General features: G+C 66.1%; 14 protein-coding genes. 9 read left to right on the top strand and 5 right to left on the bottom strand.

Features of this window, described 5'->3' with window-relative positions; genetic code table 11:
* Nucleotides 1-152: 152 nt before the first annotated feature.
* The 4 genes from IEW24_RS12620 to leuB all read left to right on the top strand — a co-directional run bounded on the left by IEW24_RS12620 (nucleotide 153) and on the right by leuB (nucleotide 4,644).
* Complete coding sequence (locus IEW24_RS12620; protein WP_188579060.1) at nucleotides 153-1,331, top strand: acetyl-CoA C-acetyltransferase; 1,179 nt, start codon at nucleotides 153-155, stop codon at nucleotides 1,329-1,331.
* Nucleotides 1,332-1,582: 251 nt separating this feature from the next.
* Nucleotides 1,583-2,305, top strand: coding sequence for an acetoacetyl-CoA reductase (gene phbB / locus IEW24_RS12615; RefSeq protein ID WP_188579058.1), 723 nt, complete (start codon nucleotides 1,583-1,585; stop codon nucleotides 2,303-2,305).
* 228 nt (nucleotides 2,306-2,533) lie between these two features.
* On the top strand, nucleotides 2,534-3,436 hold the full coding sequence (yddG, locus tag IEW24_RS12610) for an aromatic amino acid exporter YddG (protein ID WP_188579056.1): 903 nt from the start codon (nucleotides 2,534-2,536) through the stop codon (nucleotides 3,434-3,436).
* Nucleotides 3,437-3,531: 95 nt separating this feature from the next.
* Nucleotides 3,532-4,644 carry a 3-isopropylmalate dehydrogenase gene (gene leuB, locus IEW24_RS12605; protein WP_188579054.1) on the top strand — a complete coding sequence of 371 codons (1,113 nt, stop codon included), beginning with the start codon at nucleotides 3,532-3,534 and terminating at the stop codon, nucleotides 4,642-4,644.
* Nucleotides 4,645-4,714: 70 nt separating this feature from the next.
* Here leuB and IEW24_RS12600 read toward each other — a convergent pair whose 3' ends face one another.
* The 3 genes from IEW24_RS12600 to acs all read right to left on the bottom strand — a co-directional run bounded on the left by IEW24_RS12600 (nucleotide 4,715) and on the right by acs (nucleotide 8,494).
* Nucleotides 4,715-5,068, bottom strand: coding sequence for a (2Fe-2S) ferredoxin domain-containing protein (locus IEW24_RS12600; protein ID WP_188579053.1), 354 nt, complete (start codon nucleotides 5,066-5,068; stop codon nucleotides 4,715-4,717).
* Between the two features lie 216 nt (nucleotides 5,069-5,284).
* A complete protein-coding gene (locus tag IEW24_RS12595; protein ID WP_373870068.1) occupies nucleotides 5,285-6,322 on the bottom strand; it encodes a sulfate ABC transporter substrate-binding protein in 1,038 nt (345 codons plus the stop codon).
* Between the two features lie 213 nt (nucleotides 6,323-6,535).
* Complete coding sequence (acs, locus tag IEW24_RS12590) at nucleotides 6,536-8,494, bottom strand: acetate--CoA ligase (RefSeq protein WP_188579049.1); 1,959 nt, start codon at nucleotides 8,492-8,494, stop codon at nucleotides 6,536-6,538.
* A 306-nt stretch (nucleotides 8,495-8,800) separates the two neighbouring features.
* On the opposite strand from acs, the gene IEW24_RS12585 reads away from it, so the two are divergent.
* On the top strand, nucleotides 8,801-9,196 hold the full coding sequence (locus IEW24_RS12585) for a DUF423 domain-containing protein (RefSeq protein ID WP_188579047.1): 396 nt from the start codon (nucleotides 8,801-8,803) through the stop codon (nucleotides 9,194-9,196).
* Nucleotides 9,197-9,254: 58 nt separating this feature from the next.
* Here the strand turns inward: IEW24_RS12585 and IEW24_RS12580 are convergent, their stop codons facing one another.
* Both IEW24_RS12580 and IEW24_RS12575 read right to left on the bottom strand, forming a co-directional pair.
* Nucleotides 9,255-9,740, bottom strand: a complete 486-nt coding sequence (locus IEW24_RS12580) for a pyridoxamine 5'-phosphate oxidase family protein (RefSeq protein ID WP_188579045.1) — start codon at nucleotides 9,738-9,740, stop codon at nucleotides 9,255-9,257.
* Nucleotides 9,741-9,807: 67 nt separating this feature from the next.
* The gene (locus tag IEW24_RS12575; protein WP_188579043.1) at nucleotides 9,808-10,506 is read right to left on the bottom strand and encodes a class I SAM-dependent methyltransferase; all 699 of its coding nucleotides are present in this window, start codon (nucleotides 10,504-10,506) and stop codon (nucleotides 9,808-9,810) included.
* Nucleotides 10,507-10,676: 170 nt separating this feature from the next.
* On the opposite strand from IEW24_RS12575, the gene IEW24_RS12570 reads away from it, so the two are divergent.
* The 4 genes from IEW24_RS12570 to IEW24_RS12555 all read left to right on the top strand — a co-directional run bounded on the left by IEW24_RS12570 (nucleotide 10,677) and on the right by IEW24_RS12555 (nucleotide 13,728).
* Nucleotides 10,677-11,750: a DNA topoisomerase IB gene (locus tag IEW24_RS12570; RefSeq protein WP_188579041.1), complete on the top strand. Its 1,074-nt coding sequence runs from the start codon at nucleotides 10,677-10,679 to the stop codon at nucleotides 11,748-11,750.
* Nucleotides 11,751-12,090: 340 nt separating this feature from the next.
* A complete protein-coding gene (locus IEW24_RS12565) occupies nucleotides 12,091-12,360 on the top strand; it encodes a hypothetical protein (protein ID WP_188579039.1) in 270 nt (89 codons plus the stop codon).
* Between the two features lie 382 nt (nucleotides 12,361-12,742).
* Nucleotides 12,743-13,039, top strand: a complete 297-nt coding sequence (locus IEW24_RS12560) for a hypothetical protein (RefSeq protein WP_188579038.1) — start codon at nucleotides 12,743-12,745, stop codon at nucleotides 13,037-13,039.
* A 350-nt stretch (nucleotides 13,040-13,389) separates the two neighbouring features.
* Complete coding sequence (locus tag IEW24_RS12555) at nucleotides 13,390-13,728, top strand: hypothetical protein (protein ID WP_188579036.1); 339 nt, start codon at nucleotides 13,390-13,392, stop codon at nucleotides 13,726-13,728.
* Nucleotides 13,729-13,781: the final 53 nt, after the last annotated feature.

The raw sequence follows: 13,781 nt of genomic DNA, 5'->3' as shown, positions 1-13,781 counted from the left end.
GCTACCACTTTATGTGCGGTGCAGAGGTCCTGTTGATGCGCTGCGCCCTGCCTGTGCGGAATGATCTCGATCATTGACAGGCGGCAAGCCGCACAACCACCATGCGGCGCATTCGACGCGGCGCACCAAGAGCCGCCCCAGGAGTGAAGCCCATGACCGACGACGTCGTCATCGTCAGCGCCGCCCGGACCCCCGTGGGGTCCTTTAACGGTGCCCTGTCCTCCCTTCCTGCGCACCAGCTGGGTGCCATCGCCATCAAGGCCGCGCTGGAGCGCGCCGGCGTGCCGGCGGAAGAGGTCAGCGAAGTGATTCTCGGGCAGGTGCTCACCGCCGCTCAGGGTCAGAACCCCGCCCGGCAGGCCTCCATCGCCGCCGGTGTGCCCATCGGCAGCCCGGCGTGGGAGGTGAACATGGTGTGCGGCTCCGGCCTGCGCACCGTTGCGCTGGCCGCCCAGGCCATCAAGACCGGCGACAGCGACATCGTCGTGGCCGGCGGTCAGGAGTCCATGAGCCAGTCCGCCCACGCCGCGCACCTGCGCAACGGCACCCGCATGGGCTCGCTCGATCTCGTTGATACGATGATCAAGGACGGCCTGTGGGACGCCTTCAACGGCTACCACATGGGCAACACGGCGGAGAACGTCGCCACCGAGTTCCAGATCACCCGTGTGGAGCAGGACGAGTTCGCCGTCGGCTCCCAGAACAAGGCCGAGGCCGCGCAGAAGGCCGGCAAGTTCAAGGAAGAGATCGTCCCCGTCACCATCGCTTCCCGCAAGGGCGACGTGGTGGTGGACACCGACGAATATCCGCGCCACGGCGCCACGCTGGAAGCCATGCAGAAGCTGAAACCCGCCTTCGTGAAGGATGGCACGGTGACGGCCGGCAACGCCTCCGGCATCAATGACGGCGCCGCCGCCGTGGTGCTCATGAGCGCCGAACGCGCCAAGAAGGAAGGCAAGACCCCGCTCGCCCGCATCGTGTCGTGGGCGCAGGCCGGCGTCGATCCGTCCGTCATGGGCACCGGCCCCATCCCCGCCTCCAAGGCGGCGCTTGAGAAGGCCGGCTGGAGCGTGGACGACCTCGACCTCGTGGAGGCCAATGAAGCCTTCGCGGCGCAGGCCATCGCGGTCAACAAGGGCCTCGGCTGGGACACCGCCAAGGTGAATGTGAACGGCGGCGCCATCGCCATCGGCCACCCCATCGGCGCCTCCGGCACCCGCATCCTCGTGACCCTGCTGCACGAAATGCAGAAGCGCGACGCCAAGAAGGGCCTCGCCACGCTCTGCATCGGCGGCGGCATGGGCATCGCCATGTGCCTCGAGCGCGACTAGAACACGTGCTCCGCACGGGACCAGGGCCGGCTTCACCCGGATGGCGTAGCCGGCTCTAGTTCCTGCGCACGCGATCAGGTGCGCCTACCCTGTATCGTGAGCACGATTACACCAAAATGCGGAGCGGCCGCCTCTCGCGGCCCTCTTTCCCAAATGACATCATTGCTTTGCTAGAACCCCGACACGTCAAACGTGTCGTGAATGGGCAGTCCGAGGCTGCCAAGGGGCCCCAGAGGGAGAGGGAGGCAAAAATGGCACGCGTTGCTGTGGTGACGGGGGGTACGCGCGGGATTGGCGAAGCCATCTCGATCGCGCTGAAAGACAAGGGGTACAGCGTCGCCGCCAATTACGCTGGCAACGACGCCGCGGCCGAGGCCTTCAAGGAGAAGACCGGCATCGCCACCTACAAGTGGGACGTGTCAGACTTCGAGGCCTGCAAGGCCGGCCTCGCCAAGGTGGAAGCCGAGCTCGGGCCGGTTGAGATTCTCGTCAACAATGCCGGCATCACGCGGGACGCCACGCTGCACCGCATGAGCCTTGAGCAGTGGAACGCGGTCATCAACACCAATCTGAACTCCGCCTTCAACATGTGCCGGAACGTGATCGAGGGCATGCGGGCGCGCAAGTTCGGCCGCATCGTCTGCATCTCGTCCATCAACGGCCAGAAGGGCCAGTTCGGCCAGACCAACTATTCCGCCGCCAAGGCCGGCGAGATCGGCTTCGTGAAGGCTCTGGCGCAGGAAAGCGCGGCGCTCGGCATCACGGTCAATGCCATCGCCCCCGGTTATGTCGCCACCGAAATGGTGAAGGCGGTGCCCGAGGACGTGCTGAAGAAGATCATCTCCACCATCCCCGTCGGCCGCCTCGGCGAGCCGGAGGACATCGCACGCTGCGTCGCCTTCCTGGTGGCGGACGAGGCCGGCTTCATCACCGGCTCGACGCTGACCGCCAACGGCGCGCAATACATCACCTGACCGGCTCAGCCCCGCGCGGCGTGCGGCATCGCGAACGGATGCCGCACGCCGCTTTTCCTTGACCCGGTGTTTCCCGGCCGCCATTGCTCGGCCTTCCGCTGGCGCACGCGCATGGGACCGGCCTCCGGCCGAACCTCTTCGCACCCGGCTCCACGCGTGCCAGCCGTCTTCCCCTTTTCCGGTTCGCGAACCTGATGGGACGGCGCCGGAGAGACGGCTTTTCGTCCCATGCCAGACGCATCCCGCGCGGTTTCCGAGGCCACCCTGTCCCATTCCGGAGCCACACGCGTCGGGCTTCTCGCGGTGCTGCTATGGGCAAGCCTCGCCCTTCTGACCGCCGCCACCGGCAATGTGCCGCCCCTCCTGCTCACCGCCCTCACCTTCGCCATCGGTGGCAGCGTCGGCCTTCTGGCGGCGCTGAGAGGACCGGGCCTGCGGGTGTTGTGCCAGCGTCCCGCCGCGTGGCTGCACGGCGTGGGCGGCCTCGCCGGCTATCACCTCGCCTATTTCAGCGCTCTGAAATGGGCGCCGCCGGCCGATGCCAGCCTGCTCAACTATCTCTGGCCCCTGCTCATCGTTCTGCTCTCTGCCCGCCTCCCCGGCATGCGACTGCGGCCGGCCCATGTGGTGGCAGCCCTCATGGGGCTGGCCGGTACCGCCGTCCTGCTGCTGGGCAAGGGTGGCCTCTCCGGTTTCGAATGGCCGTATCTGCCGGGCTATCTGCTGGCCTTCGCCAGCGCCATCATCTGGTCGATCTATTCCGTCACCGCCCGCGCCTTCGCCGACGTACCCACCGAGGCCGTCAGCGGCTTCTGCCTCGCCACCGCCCTTCTGGCCCTGATCTGCCATCTGGCGGTGGAGCCCACCATCTGGCCGCAGGGCGCGCTGGAATGGGGCGCGGTGCTGGCGCTCGGCATCGGCCCCGTGGGCCTCTCCTTCTATGCCTGGGACATCGGCATGAAACGGGGCGATGTGCGCCTGCTGGGTATTGCCGGCTATGGGGCTCCCATCCTCTCCACGCTGCTGCTGGTGGCGGGCGGCTTTGCCCCTGCCACATGGGCCCTGGCGGCGGCCTGTGCGCTCATCGTCGGCGGCGCCGCGCTTGCCACTCTGGCCGGCCGCTCTCGCTGACCCTGCGGCCGGACGCGATGCGGCTTGTCATGTGCGGCCCAAGCCTTTAGCACTCCGCGCCAAACAACGAACCAAACCCCGAGGAACCTTTCCCCATGGCGACCCACAAGCTCCTGCTCCTGGCCGGCGACGGCATCGGCCCCGAAGTGACGGCAGAGGTGAAGCGCGTCATCAGCTGGCTCGATGCGCAGGGCATCGCCTCCTTCGCCGTGGAAGAGGATCTGGTGGGCGGCTGCGCCTATGACGCGCACGGCGTTCCGGTCTCGGATGCCGCCATGGAGCGCGCCAAGGCGGCCGACGCCATCCTGCTCGGCGCCGTGGGCGGCCCGAAATGGGCCGGCGTGCCCTATGAGCACCGTCCGGAAGCCGGCCTGCTGCGCCTGCGCAAGGATCTCTCGCTGTTCGCCAACCTGCGCCCGGCCTTGTGCTATCCGGCGCTGGCGGACGCCTCCTCGCTCAAGCGCGAAGTGGTCGAGGGCCTCGACATCCTGATCGTGCGCGAGCTGACCGGCGGCGTCTATTTCGGTGAGCCGAAGACCATCCTCGACCTCGGCAACGGCCAGAAGCGCGCCATCGACACGCAGGTGTACGACACCTACGAGATTGACCGCATCGCGGCCGTGGCCTTCGAGCTGGCCCGCACCCGCCGCAACAAGGTGACGTCTGCCGAGAAGCACAATGTGATGCGCTCCGGCGTGCTCTGGAAGGACACCGTCACCGCGCTGCACGCCAAGGATTACAAGGACGTGGAGCTGGAGCACCAGCTCGCCGATTCGCTGGCCATGCAGCTCGTGCGCTGGCCCAAGCAGTTCGATGTGATCGTCACCGACAATCTGTTCGGCGACATCCTCTCCGACATCGCCTCCATGCTCACCGGCTCGCTGGGCATGCTGCCCTCCGCCTCGCTGGGCGCGGTGGACGCCACCACCGGCAAGCGCGCGGCCATGTATGAGCCCGTGCACGGCTCGGCACCGGACATCGCCGGCCGCGGCATCGCCAACCCCATCGCGATGATCGGCTCGCTGGGTATGGCGCTGCGCTATTCCTTCGGCCTCGGCGACGTGGCGGACAAGATCGAGGCGGCCATCGCCGGCGTTCTGGCCGCCGGCCTGCGCACGGCGGACATCCGCGCCCCGGGCGGCCCGATCATCGGCACGGCGGACATGGGCGAGGCCATCGTGGCCGAACTGGCCAAGCAGACCGCTTGATCTCACCAGTCTTCACGGAAAAGCCGGGCATCGTGCCCGGCTTTTTTGTTGGCACGGGCGGGCATGCCCGTCAGATGTGCGGCACGATCACCAGCCGCTCCACCAGTTCGCCCCCCAGCAGATGGGTCCTGACGATCTCGTCCACGTCTTCCGGCGTCTTGGGCTGGTACCAGACACCCTCGGGATAGACCACCATGATCGGCCCGGCCTGACAGAAGCCCATGCAGCCGGTGGCAGTCATGACGATGTCGCGCTGGCCCGACGCCTCCAGTTGCTTGCCGAGCCGTTCCCACAAGGGCTGCGCACCCGAGGCACCGCAACTGCCGCGCGGATGCATGGGCGGGCGCTGCTGGAAGCAGGCGAAGACATGCCGCTTGTAGACCTGCGGAACTTCGGAAAGGGCGAGCGTGGCCGTCTCGTTCATGATTTAGAACTCTTTCAGACAAGGTGCGGCGCCTCATTCAAGGAGCATGCCTGATCACCACTGCTGACCTACGCCTTTGCCCTGACAGCCTTTTCTCCTTCCACACCTCCGGCTTGCCGCATCACAGGGCGGAAACCCGACACGTCTCTTGTCGTGGACCGCCCAGCAAAAAGGGCGCCCGAAGGCGCCCTTTCGCATGAGAGGATGAAGCGCCGCTCAGCGCGCGCCGAACACCTGATCGAGCTTGGCGCCGGATGCGAAATGGTCGGTGTTGGCCTTGTCCCAGCCACCGAACACGTCTTCCACCTTCACGAGGCGCACGGGCGGGAACTGATCCTTGAACTTCTCCTCCACGCCCTTGTCCACCACGCGGTGATAGGCCTTGGCGGCCACCGTCTGGCCGGCGGGGGAATACAGGAACTCCAGATAGTTCTGGGCGGCGACGCGCGAGCCGCGCTTGTCCACCACCTTGTCCACCACGGCCACCGGGAACTCCGCAAGCACGCTCACCGAGGGCACGATGGTGGAGAGCTTCTTGTCCTTGTAGACGTCTGCGATGGCGCGGGTCTCGGCCTCGAAGCTCACCAGCACGTCACCGGTTTCGCGCTCCACGAAGGTGGTGGTGGCGCCGCGTCCGCCGGTGTCGAACACCGGCACGTTGGCCAGCAGCTTCTTCACGAAGGCATCGGCCTTGGCGGTGTCGCCCTTGTTCTGCTCCAGCGCATAGGCGTAGGCGGCGAGATACGTATAGCGCGCGTTGCCCGAGGTCTTCGGGTTCGGGAAGATGACCTTCACGTCATCGCGGACGAGGTCGTTCCAGTCCTTGATGTTCTTCGGGTTGCCGTCGCGCACCAGGAAGGCAGGGAAGGAATAATAAGGCGAAGCATTGTTGGGGAACTTCGCCTGCCAGTCCTTGGCCACGAAGCCTGCCTTCACCAACTGCTGCACGTCCAGCACCTGATTGAACGTCACCACGTCCGCCTCGAGCCCCTCGATGATGGCGCGGGCCTGACGGGAGGAGCCGGCATGGCTCTGGTTGACGGTGATGGCCTTGCCCGTCTTCTCCTTCCAGAAGGGGACGAACTCGGCATTCTCGGCCGTGAACAGCTCGCGGGCGATGTCATAGGAGACATTCAGCAGGGTGTCCGGGCCGCTGTAGGCAAGAGCCTGCGCGCGGGCAGCCGAGAGGCTGCCAAGGCTGGCACCGGCGGCGAGGCCAGCAAGCGCGAGGGAAAGAACGGAACGGCGGCTCAGCATCGGGACACTCCGGGCATTTCTCATATGTTTTGCGTGGATTTTTATTTCACGCTTGTGAAATGCGTAGCATAGCCATTTCCCGTTTGGAATACGGATTACGTGCGGAACCCCATACTTCCGCGCATGTGTGATCGCCTTAAGCTGCGGGGCATGGCCCGAAACGCAAACGCCCCGCCGAAGCGGGGCGTCTGTTTCAGCGAGAAGCCGGCCTCAGGCGGCCGCGTGGCGCTTGTTCTGGCGGTTGCTCACCAGATCCTCCACCACGCCGGGATCGGCCAGCGTGGACGTGTCGCCCAGATTCTCGAACTGGTCCTCGGCGATCTTGCGCAGGATGCGGCGCATGATCTTGCCGGAGCGGGTCTTGGGCAGGCCGGGGGCGAACTGGATCAGGTCCGGCGAAGCGATGGGGCCGATCTCCCGGCGCACCCAGGCCACCAGTTCCTTGCGCAGTTCCTCGGTCGGGGTCACGCCGGCCATCAGGGTCACATAGGCATAGATGCCCTGCCCCTTGATATCGTGCGGGAAGCCCACCACCGCCGCCTCGGACACCTTCTCATGGGCGACGAGGGCGCTCTCCACCTCCGCCGTGCCCATGCGATGGCCGGAGACGTTGATCACGTCATCCACGCGGCCGGTGATCCAGTAATAGCCATCCGCATCGCGCCGACACCCGTCGCCGGTGAAATACTTGCCGGGATAGGTGGAGAAATAGGTCTGCTCGAAGCGCTCATGGTCGCCATAGACCGTACGCATCTGGCCCGGCCAGCTCTCGGCGATGACGAGATTACCCTCGGCCGCGCCCTCAATGACCTTGCCTTCCGCATCCACAAGCTGCGGCACGATGCCGAAGAAGGGCTTCGTGGCCGACCCCGGCTTGAGATCGATGGCCCCCGGCAGTGGGGTGATGAGGATGCCGCCGGTCTCCGTCTGCCACCACGTATCCACGATGGGGCAGCGGCTCTCGCCCACCACGCGGTGATACCAGGTCCAAGCCTCGGGATTGATCGGCTCGCCCACCGAACCCAGCAGGCGCAGGGAGGCGCGGCTGGTCTTCTTCACCGGCTCCTCGCCCGCCTGCATCAGCGCGCGAATGGCGGTGGGGGCGGTGTAGAAGATGTTGACCTTGTGCTTGTCGATCACCTCCCAGAAGCGGGAGTTGGACGGATAATTGGGCACGCCCTCGAACATCAACGTGGTGGCACCGTTCGCGAGTGGGCCGTAGACGATGTAGGAATGGCCCGTCACCCAGCCCACGTCGGCCGTGCACCAGTAGATGTCACCCTCGTGATAATCGAAGACATACTGGTGAGTCATGGAAGCATAGACGAGATAGCCGGCCGTGGTGTGCAGCACACCCTTCGGCTTTCCGGTGGAACCGGACGTATAGAGGATGAACAGCGGGTCTTCCGCGTTCACATGCTCCACCGGGCACTCGTCCGTGACCATCTCGGCCGCCTCGTGATACCAGACGTCCCGGCCGGGCTCCATGTCCACAGGCGCGCCGGTGCGGCGCACCACCACCACATGGTCCAGTCCGCCGTCGAGGCGGGCAATGGCGGCATCCACATTGGCTTTGAGCGGCACCTTGCGGCCGCCGCGCAGGCCCTCGTCGGCGGTGATCACGATCTTGGAGCCACAGTCCGAGATGCGGCCCGCGAGGCTGTCCGGCGAGAAGCCGGCGAACACGATGGAATGCACCGCTCCCAGCCGCGCGCAGGCCAGCATGGCGTAGGCGGCCTCGGGGATCATGGGCAGATAGATGGTGACGCGATCGCCCTTCTGCACATCGCGATTGCGCAGCACATTGGCGAACTTGTTCACCTCGGAGGCAAGTTCACGATAGGTGATCTTGCGGCTTTCGGACGGATCATCGCCTTCCCAGATGATCGCCACCTGATCGCCGCGCTTTTCCAGATGCCGGTCCACGCAATTGTAGGCGACATTGGTGATGCCGTCCTCGAACCACTTGATGGAGACGGAGCCGGGCTCGAACGAGCAATTCTTCACCTTGGTGAAGGGCGTGAACCAGTCGATGCGCTTGCCGTGCTCGGCCCAGAAAGCTTCGGGATCGTTCACCGAGGCGGCATACATAGCCGCGTATTTCCCGGCATCCACGAGAGCGCGGGAGGCCCATTCGGCGGGCACGGGAAAGAGTTCGTTGTCGGACATGGGCTTGCCTCCCGGTTGCGGGCGCGGCCCGCTTGTTTCGCTTGAGCGTGGCCGCAATTGATTGCGATCCACCGCCCGCCTTTTGTCAGGATTATGGTGGCGCCTCCCGGTCGCCACAAGCCAAGCGCGCTTGAGACTTTGGGCTGAGACACGACGCCGCGCCCCGCATGCCGCAACGTTTGCAGCCATCGTGCCGCGTCGGTGCAGGCTGCCGCCAAGTGCTTGACTGGGCTATAGAAGGAGCCTCTTCGCGCGGAATTGACCGCAATCCTGACGCCGCCGCCCTTTCTCCACAGGACCATGCGCATGCCCTCCTCTTTGCCTCGCCCCATCACCCTCTGGCCCCGCCTGCTGCTTGTGGCGGGGGGTCTGTTCGGGGCAGCCGGCGTGGCGCTGGCGGCAGTGGCGGCGCATATCACCGGTGGGTCGCTGGCCACAGGCGCCGACTTCCTGCTGTTCCATGCGGCAGCGCTGGTGGGACTGGCGCTTTTCGCCATCCAGCTGACGCGCGGGCGGGCTCCATTGCTGGTGGGAGCAACGGCCATCCTTCTGGGAACATTGCTGTTTTCGGGAGACCTGACGGCACGGGCGCTGATGGAGATGAAGCTGTTCGGCGGCAGCGCGCCTTTTGGTGGCACGCTGATGATCGCGGGCTGGCTGATGGTGGCCTTCGCGGCGCTCCGGGCACGGACCACGGACTGAACCGCCCGGCCGGACACCGGGCGGAACACCTTGATATCATGTATTTTTCCAGCAGCGCCTACAGGCGCATCTTGGCATGGGTACCAAGATCGGGCTTGCGCTCCCCGAGGATGGCGGCGGCCATCTTGAAGCCTGTCACCAGCGTGCTGTCGCCCTGCCAGCATTCGGCCTGTTCGGGCGTCACGCGCAGCAGCAAGGCATTGGGATCATTGGGCCCGCCGGGGAAATAGGCTTCCATGGGCGTGGTCCAGATTTCCTTCAGCTTGGCGATGTCGCGCACCACCTCCGCCCGGCCGGAAACGGACAGGAAGAAGTGGTCGTCCTCGTCCGAAAAAGCGAGGCAGACCTGAGGGTTGGCCTGTATTTCGTCATCCTTGGCGGCATTGACGTCGGTGACGAACCAGATCGCCCCCTCCTCCTCCCGCGCCACCGGGGCCATGGGCCGTGCGCGCAGGCGGCCGCCGTCTTGATCGATCAGCATGCAGGCATGGCGATCGGCCATCTCCTGCCAGATGTCGTGAATGCTCATCTCATTGGTATTCATGGGGATTTCCCTCCTCCGGCGCAGCCGGTCTCGGGACACCAACGGCATGCGGCGGCGGGGGTTCCCTTTACGCCCCGGCTCCCGGCCGGGGTCGCCAGACGCCGGTGCGCTTGATCTCCAGATCCTCCAGTTCGCGCGTCACCGGAACCTCGTATTCATCAAGTTTTTCAAGCTGTTCGCGCGGCAGATAGGTGCGGCCGGGATCGCCCATCAGGACCGTGGCGCCGCGCGCCTGAAGCTGCTTCAGCCAGCCGAACACCTCGGCCGCCAGATCGCGCTCATAGCAGATGTCCCCCGCCAGAACGGTATCCCAGCCCGCATCTGACCCAAGGACATTGTCCGATGGCACATGGATGGCCCCGTTTTGGACAGGGACAGCAGCGGCATTAACCCCATGATTCAGCACGATCGCCGCACGGGCAAAGGAATCGATGTCCGCGCATGTCACACTGGCCGCCCCCGCCCGCAGCGCCGCCAGCCCGACGAGCCCCGATCCGGAGGCGAAGTCGAGTACATTCTTACCAGCAACCGTCTCGGGATGATCGAGCACGTAGCGGGCGAGCGCCTGCCCCCCGGCCCACGCGAAGGCCCAGAAGGGCGGCGGGAGGCCCATGGCACCCAGTTCCTCCTCGGTGCGCTGCCAGAGTGGCACTGCCTCGTCGGCCACATGCAGGCTGATCTCCGGCACCAGCGGCACCGGCCGCAGGCGCGTCTCGGCGCGGATGAAGGCAATGGGGTCGAGGGGGGTGGCAACGGTCTGGCTCATGGTCGCGGACAGTGGGGCAGGACGCGGCGCGTGTACAGCCGGACGGGCGCTTCAGGCGATATAATGAGCGTTCGCATATTAATCCGGGACCGCGCTCCCCCGGAACCGCCGCGCCTCCCCAATCATTCCCCTCTCCACCGGCGTACCGCACGGTGGAGAGGAAATACGTCATGCCCTCCGCCGCCCTCACCCGCCTTGCCAGGAAGTGCGATCTCGTCCTCGTCACACCGGAAGACCTCACATGGGCACGGCGCAAGGCGGGTAAGGGCTTCTCCTATCGCAACGACAAGGGCCGCCCCATCAAGGACGCTGCCATCGTCCAACGCCTCGCCTCGCTGGCCGTGCCGCCGGCCTATGGCGACGTGCGTTATGCCCCCGATCCCCGCGCGCATCTTCAGGCGGTGGGCCGGGATGCGGCGGGGCGGCTGCAATATCGCTACCACCCCGATTGGGAGAAGGTGCGCGAATGGCGCAAGGCGAAGCGCCTCGCCAAGCTCGCCGCGGCACTGCCGAAGATCCGGCGTACCCTCTCCCGCCATCTGGCGACAGAGGAGGTGAGCAAGGATTTTGCCCTCGCCGCCGTGGTGGAACTGGTGGCGCTCACCGCCATCCGCGCCGGCAGTGAGACTTACGCGAAGGAGCACGGCACGCGCGGCGCCACCACGCTGCTGAAGTCCCATGTGCGCATCGAGGATGAGGCGAAAGCCGTGCTCGCCTTCACCGCCAAGGGCGGCGTGAGGGTGGAGAAGGAGGTGTGCATGCCGCGCTTCGTCGCCGTGCTGCAACGGCTCAAAGCCCTGCCGGGACGGCGGCTGTTCCAGTATCGCGGCGCCGATGGCGCTCTCCACCCGGTGCGGGCGGGCGAGGTGAATGCCTTTCTCAAGGAGATGTCCGGCGCGCCGATCTCGCTGAAGGATTTTCGCACGCTGGTGGCCTCGGCAGGCGTGCTGGAGACGCTGGCGCAGACCATCCCCGCCGGCAGCGCGCGGGCGCGGCGGGCGCAGGTGCTGGAAGCGGTGCGCACGGCGGCGGAAGAACTCGCCAACACACCCACGGTCTGCCGGAAATCCTATGTCCATGCCACCGTGGTCACGGCCTTCGAGGAGGGCACGCTGGAGCGCTTCGCGCGCCTGCTGAAGGGCTGCCGCTCGCCACAGAAGCGGGCCGAGGTGCTGGCGCAGATCGTCGCCCGCACCAGACTGGAGGCAGCGGACGCCGCAGGGGTGGCCACGCAGGCCGCCTGAGGCTGCACTTATCCACATACCGCAGGGTACGCTCACCCTATCAAACCGGGCCGCATGCAGTTGTCCGGTGCGACCTTGATGCCGTGAATCCGGTCAGCCCCAGGATTGAGTTCCCAGATAAAATCTCTCATATTCAATGCGTTGTACCGCACCACAGCGTTCACTCCGGCGCCGCGCAAACGCAGGCCCGGCCGTGAGGTTCCCGTCGGATTAATGCTGAAAACGGGATAACTCTTGTCGAAATCTCGCTATTATCCCTGACCGGCAACGGGACTATCTCTCCTTCATCGAAACGGGGCGCCCCCCAGAACGACGCCCCGCCGAATAATGGAGACATCCCATGCGTAACCTCTCTTATGCCGCCCTCGCCCTTGTTGCCGGTCTTGCCGTCTCGGGTGCTGCCAGCGCGGATGAGTATCTGTCCCAGGCCAATCGCGAGCAGGTCGCGGTGAGCGCGCAGGGCTTCCTGCCCGGCGCTTCCGCCAGCGAAGCCCTGCTGCCCGCCAATGCGCTCCCCACCGCCAAGGGCCTCCAGCTGCACAGCGCCGGCGCGCTGGTGTCCGGTCCCTTCGCGGATACGGATGCCCACTCCGGCCCCGCGCACAACTGAGGCTTGCGGCCCGCCTTCGGGCGGGCCGTCCGGAGCCTGGATCCGGCTCTGGCGGTTTCTGGCCGTGCGTCTTTCGGCTTGGATTGCAAAGCCATTCAATCCGGGCATGCGCAGGAGGCTCCGGCTTCCGCTGGATCGGGGACTGAGCATACGGTAAATTAAAGTTGCTTTGCGTTTGTGCTGACGGAAGAGCCGTTCGCACATGGCGCCGCTGCCCAATGGGTGGCCCCGCCCGGTCCTCCCCGGCCGCGCCCGGAAGACCGATATCGCGGGACGATGAACCGTCCCGTTCCGCCCTCGGCGCGGCACCGATATTCCCCAATCTTGTGCCGGCCCGGCGGGTGGGCCTTCGATCCCCCGCCGGCCCAACAGGACAATGACCATGCATACCTTTTCCCATGCCGCCATCGCTCTGATGGCCGGCCTTGCCCTCTCGGGTGCCCCCAGCACAGGAGATCGCCTCTCCCAAGGCTATTCTGTACAGGCGCCGGTCGGCATGCAGGTTCCCGGACCTGCCGGAAATGACGAAGCCCTGCTGCCCGCAAATGCCACGACCCTCGTGCGCATGGGTGGACTTCAGGCCATCGACTGGCACGCCGCTACGGTGCAGGTATCGCCCGTATCCAGCGCCGACGCCCATGACGAGCCGGTGCAGGAGGGCATGCCCTCCCGCCTGTAGGGCGGCCCGGATCCGCACAGTCCCTTTCTGACACGTCACGCGAACGGACAAACCGTTCGCGGGATGCCCCCTTCCAGCGCACGGACAAGCCGTTCACGGGCCCCCCCCTTTCCAGTGAACGGACAAGCCGCTCGCGTGCTTCACGCTTCTGGCGAACGGACAAGCCGTTCGCTTTGGCGCCGCCGCCCGATGGACGGCTCCGCCCGGTTTTCCCCTGCCGCGCCCGGAGAACCGATGACGCGGGACGATGAGACGTCCCGTTCCGCCCCGGCGCGGCGTCGATCAATCACCTGCTCAGCAGGCGGCTGTGCCATGCGCGCCGCGTCGGGCAGAACTCAAGGACAAAGACCATGCGTAATCTCTCTTATGCCGCACTCGCCCTCGTCGCCGGCCTCTCCCTTTCGGGCGCCGCCTCCGCCGACGAGTATGAATCCCAGGCCAACCGGGACAATTATGCAGTGAGCGCGCAAGGCCACTTCCCCGGCTTCCAGTCGCCGGCCTTCGCGACCCAGAACTTCGGCAACCAGAGCCTGCTGCCCACCGCAGCGCAGGCCACTTCCAACACCGGTCGCCTCACGACGTACCAGCAATTCCAGGCCGTGAACCCGCACGACGAGATCGTCGGCCCGTTCTCCGACCAGGATCCCCATTCGGGTCCCTCGCACAGCGGAATTCCCTCCCGCCTGTGAGGGCAGCGGGAAACCCGGCCCGCTGACCGGGGCTGGATCAGACCGGGGCAACC

Source organism: Azorhizobium oxalatiphilum (genome assembly GCF_014635325.1).
Classification (GTDB): Bacteria; Pseudomonadota; Alphaproteobacteria; order Rhizobiales; family Xanthobacteraceae; genus Azorhizobium; species Azorhizobium oxalatiphilum.
The sequence above is the reverse complement of the archived record's forward strand: the minus strand, read 5'-3'. Positions and strand labels throughout refer to the sequence as shown.

Excerpts from the sequence above, each read along its gene's own strand:
- IEW24_RS12620 (WP_188579060.1), top strand. The coding sequence starts at position 153 with ATGACCGACGACGTCGTCATCGTCAGCGCCGCCCGGACCCCCGTGGGG.
- phbB (WP_188579058.1), top strand. The coding sequence starts at position 1,583 with ATGGCACGCGTTGCTGTGGTGACGGGGGGTACGCGCGGGATTGGCGAA.
- IEW24_RS12560 (WP_188579038.1), top strand. The coding sequence starts at position 12,743 with ATGCATACCTTTTCCCATGCCGCCATCGCTCTGATGGCCGGCCTTGCC.
- IEW24_RS12555 (WP_188579036.1), top strand. The coding sequence starts at position 13,390 with ATGCGTAATCTCTCTTATGCCGCACTCGCCCTCGTCGCCGGCCTCTCC.
- IEW24_RS12580 (WP_188579045.1), bottom strand. The coding sequence starts at position 9,740 with ATGAATACCAATGAGATGAGCATTCACGACATCTGGCAGGAGATGGCC.
- leuB (WP_188579054.1), top strand. The coding sequence starts at position 3,532 with ATGGCGACCCACAAGCTCCTGCTCCTGGCCGGCGACGGCATCGGCCCC.
- IEW24_RS12565 (WP_188579039.1), top strand. The coding sequence starts at position 12,091 with ATGCGTAACCTCTCTTATGCCGCCCTCGCCCTTGTTGCCGGTCTTGCC.
- IEW24_RS12570 (WP_188579041.1), top strand. The coding sequence starts at position 10,677 with ATGCCCTCCGCCGCCCTCACCCGCCTTGCCAGGAAGTGCGATCTCGTC.
- IEW24_RS12600 (WP_188579053.1), bottom strand. The coding sequence starts at position 5,068 with ATGAACGAGACGGCCACGCTCGCCCTTTCCGAAGTTCCGCAGGTCTAC.
- IEW24_RS12575 (WP_188579043.1), bottom strand. The coding sequence starts at position 10,506 with ATGAGCCAGACCGTTGCCACCCCCCTCGACCCCATTGCCTTCATCCGC.
- IEW24_RS12585 (WP_188579047.1), top strand. The coding sequence starts at position 8,801 with ATGCCCTCCTCTTTGCCTCGCCCCATCACCCTCTGGCCCCGCCTGCTG.
- acs (WP_188579049.1), bottom strand. The coding sequence starts at position 8,494 with ATGTCCGACAACGAACTCTTTCCCGTGCCCGCCGAATGGGCCTCCCGC.
- yddG (WP_188579056.1), top strand. The coding sequence starts at position 2,534 with ATGCCAGACGCATCCCGCGCGGTTTCCGAGGCCACCCTGTCCCATTCC.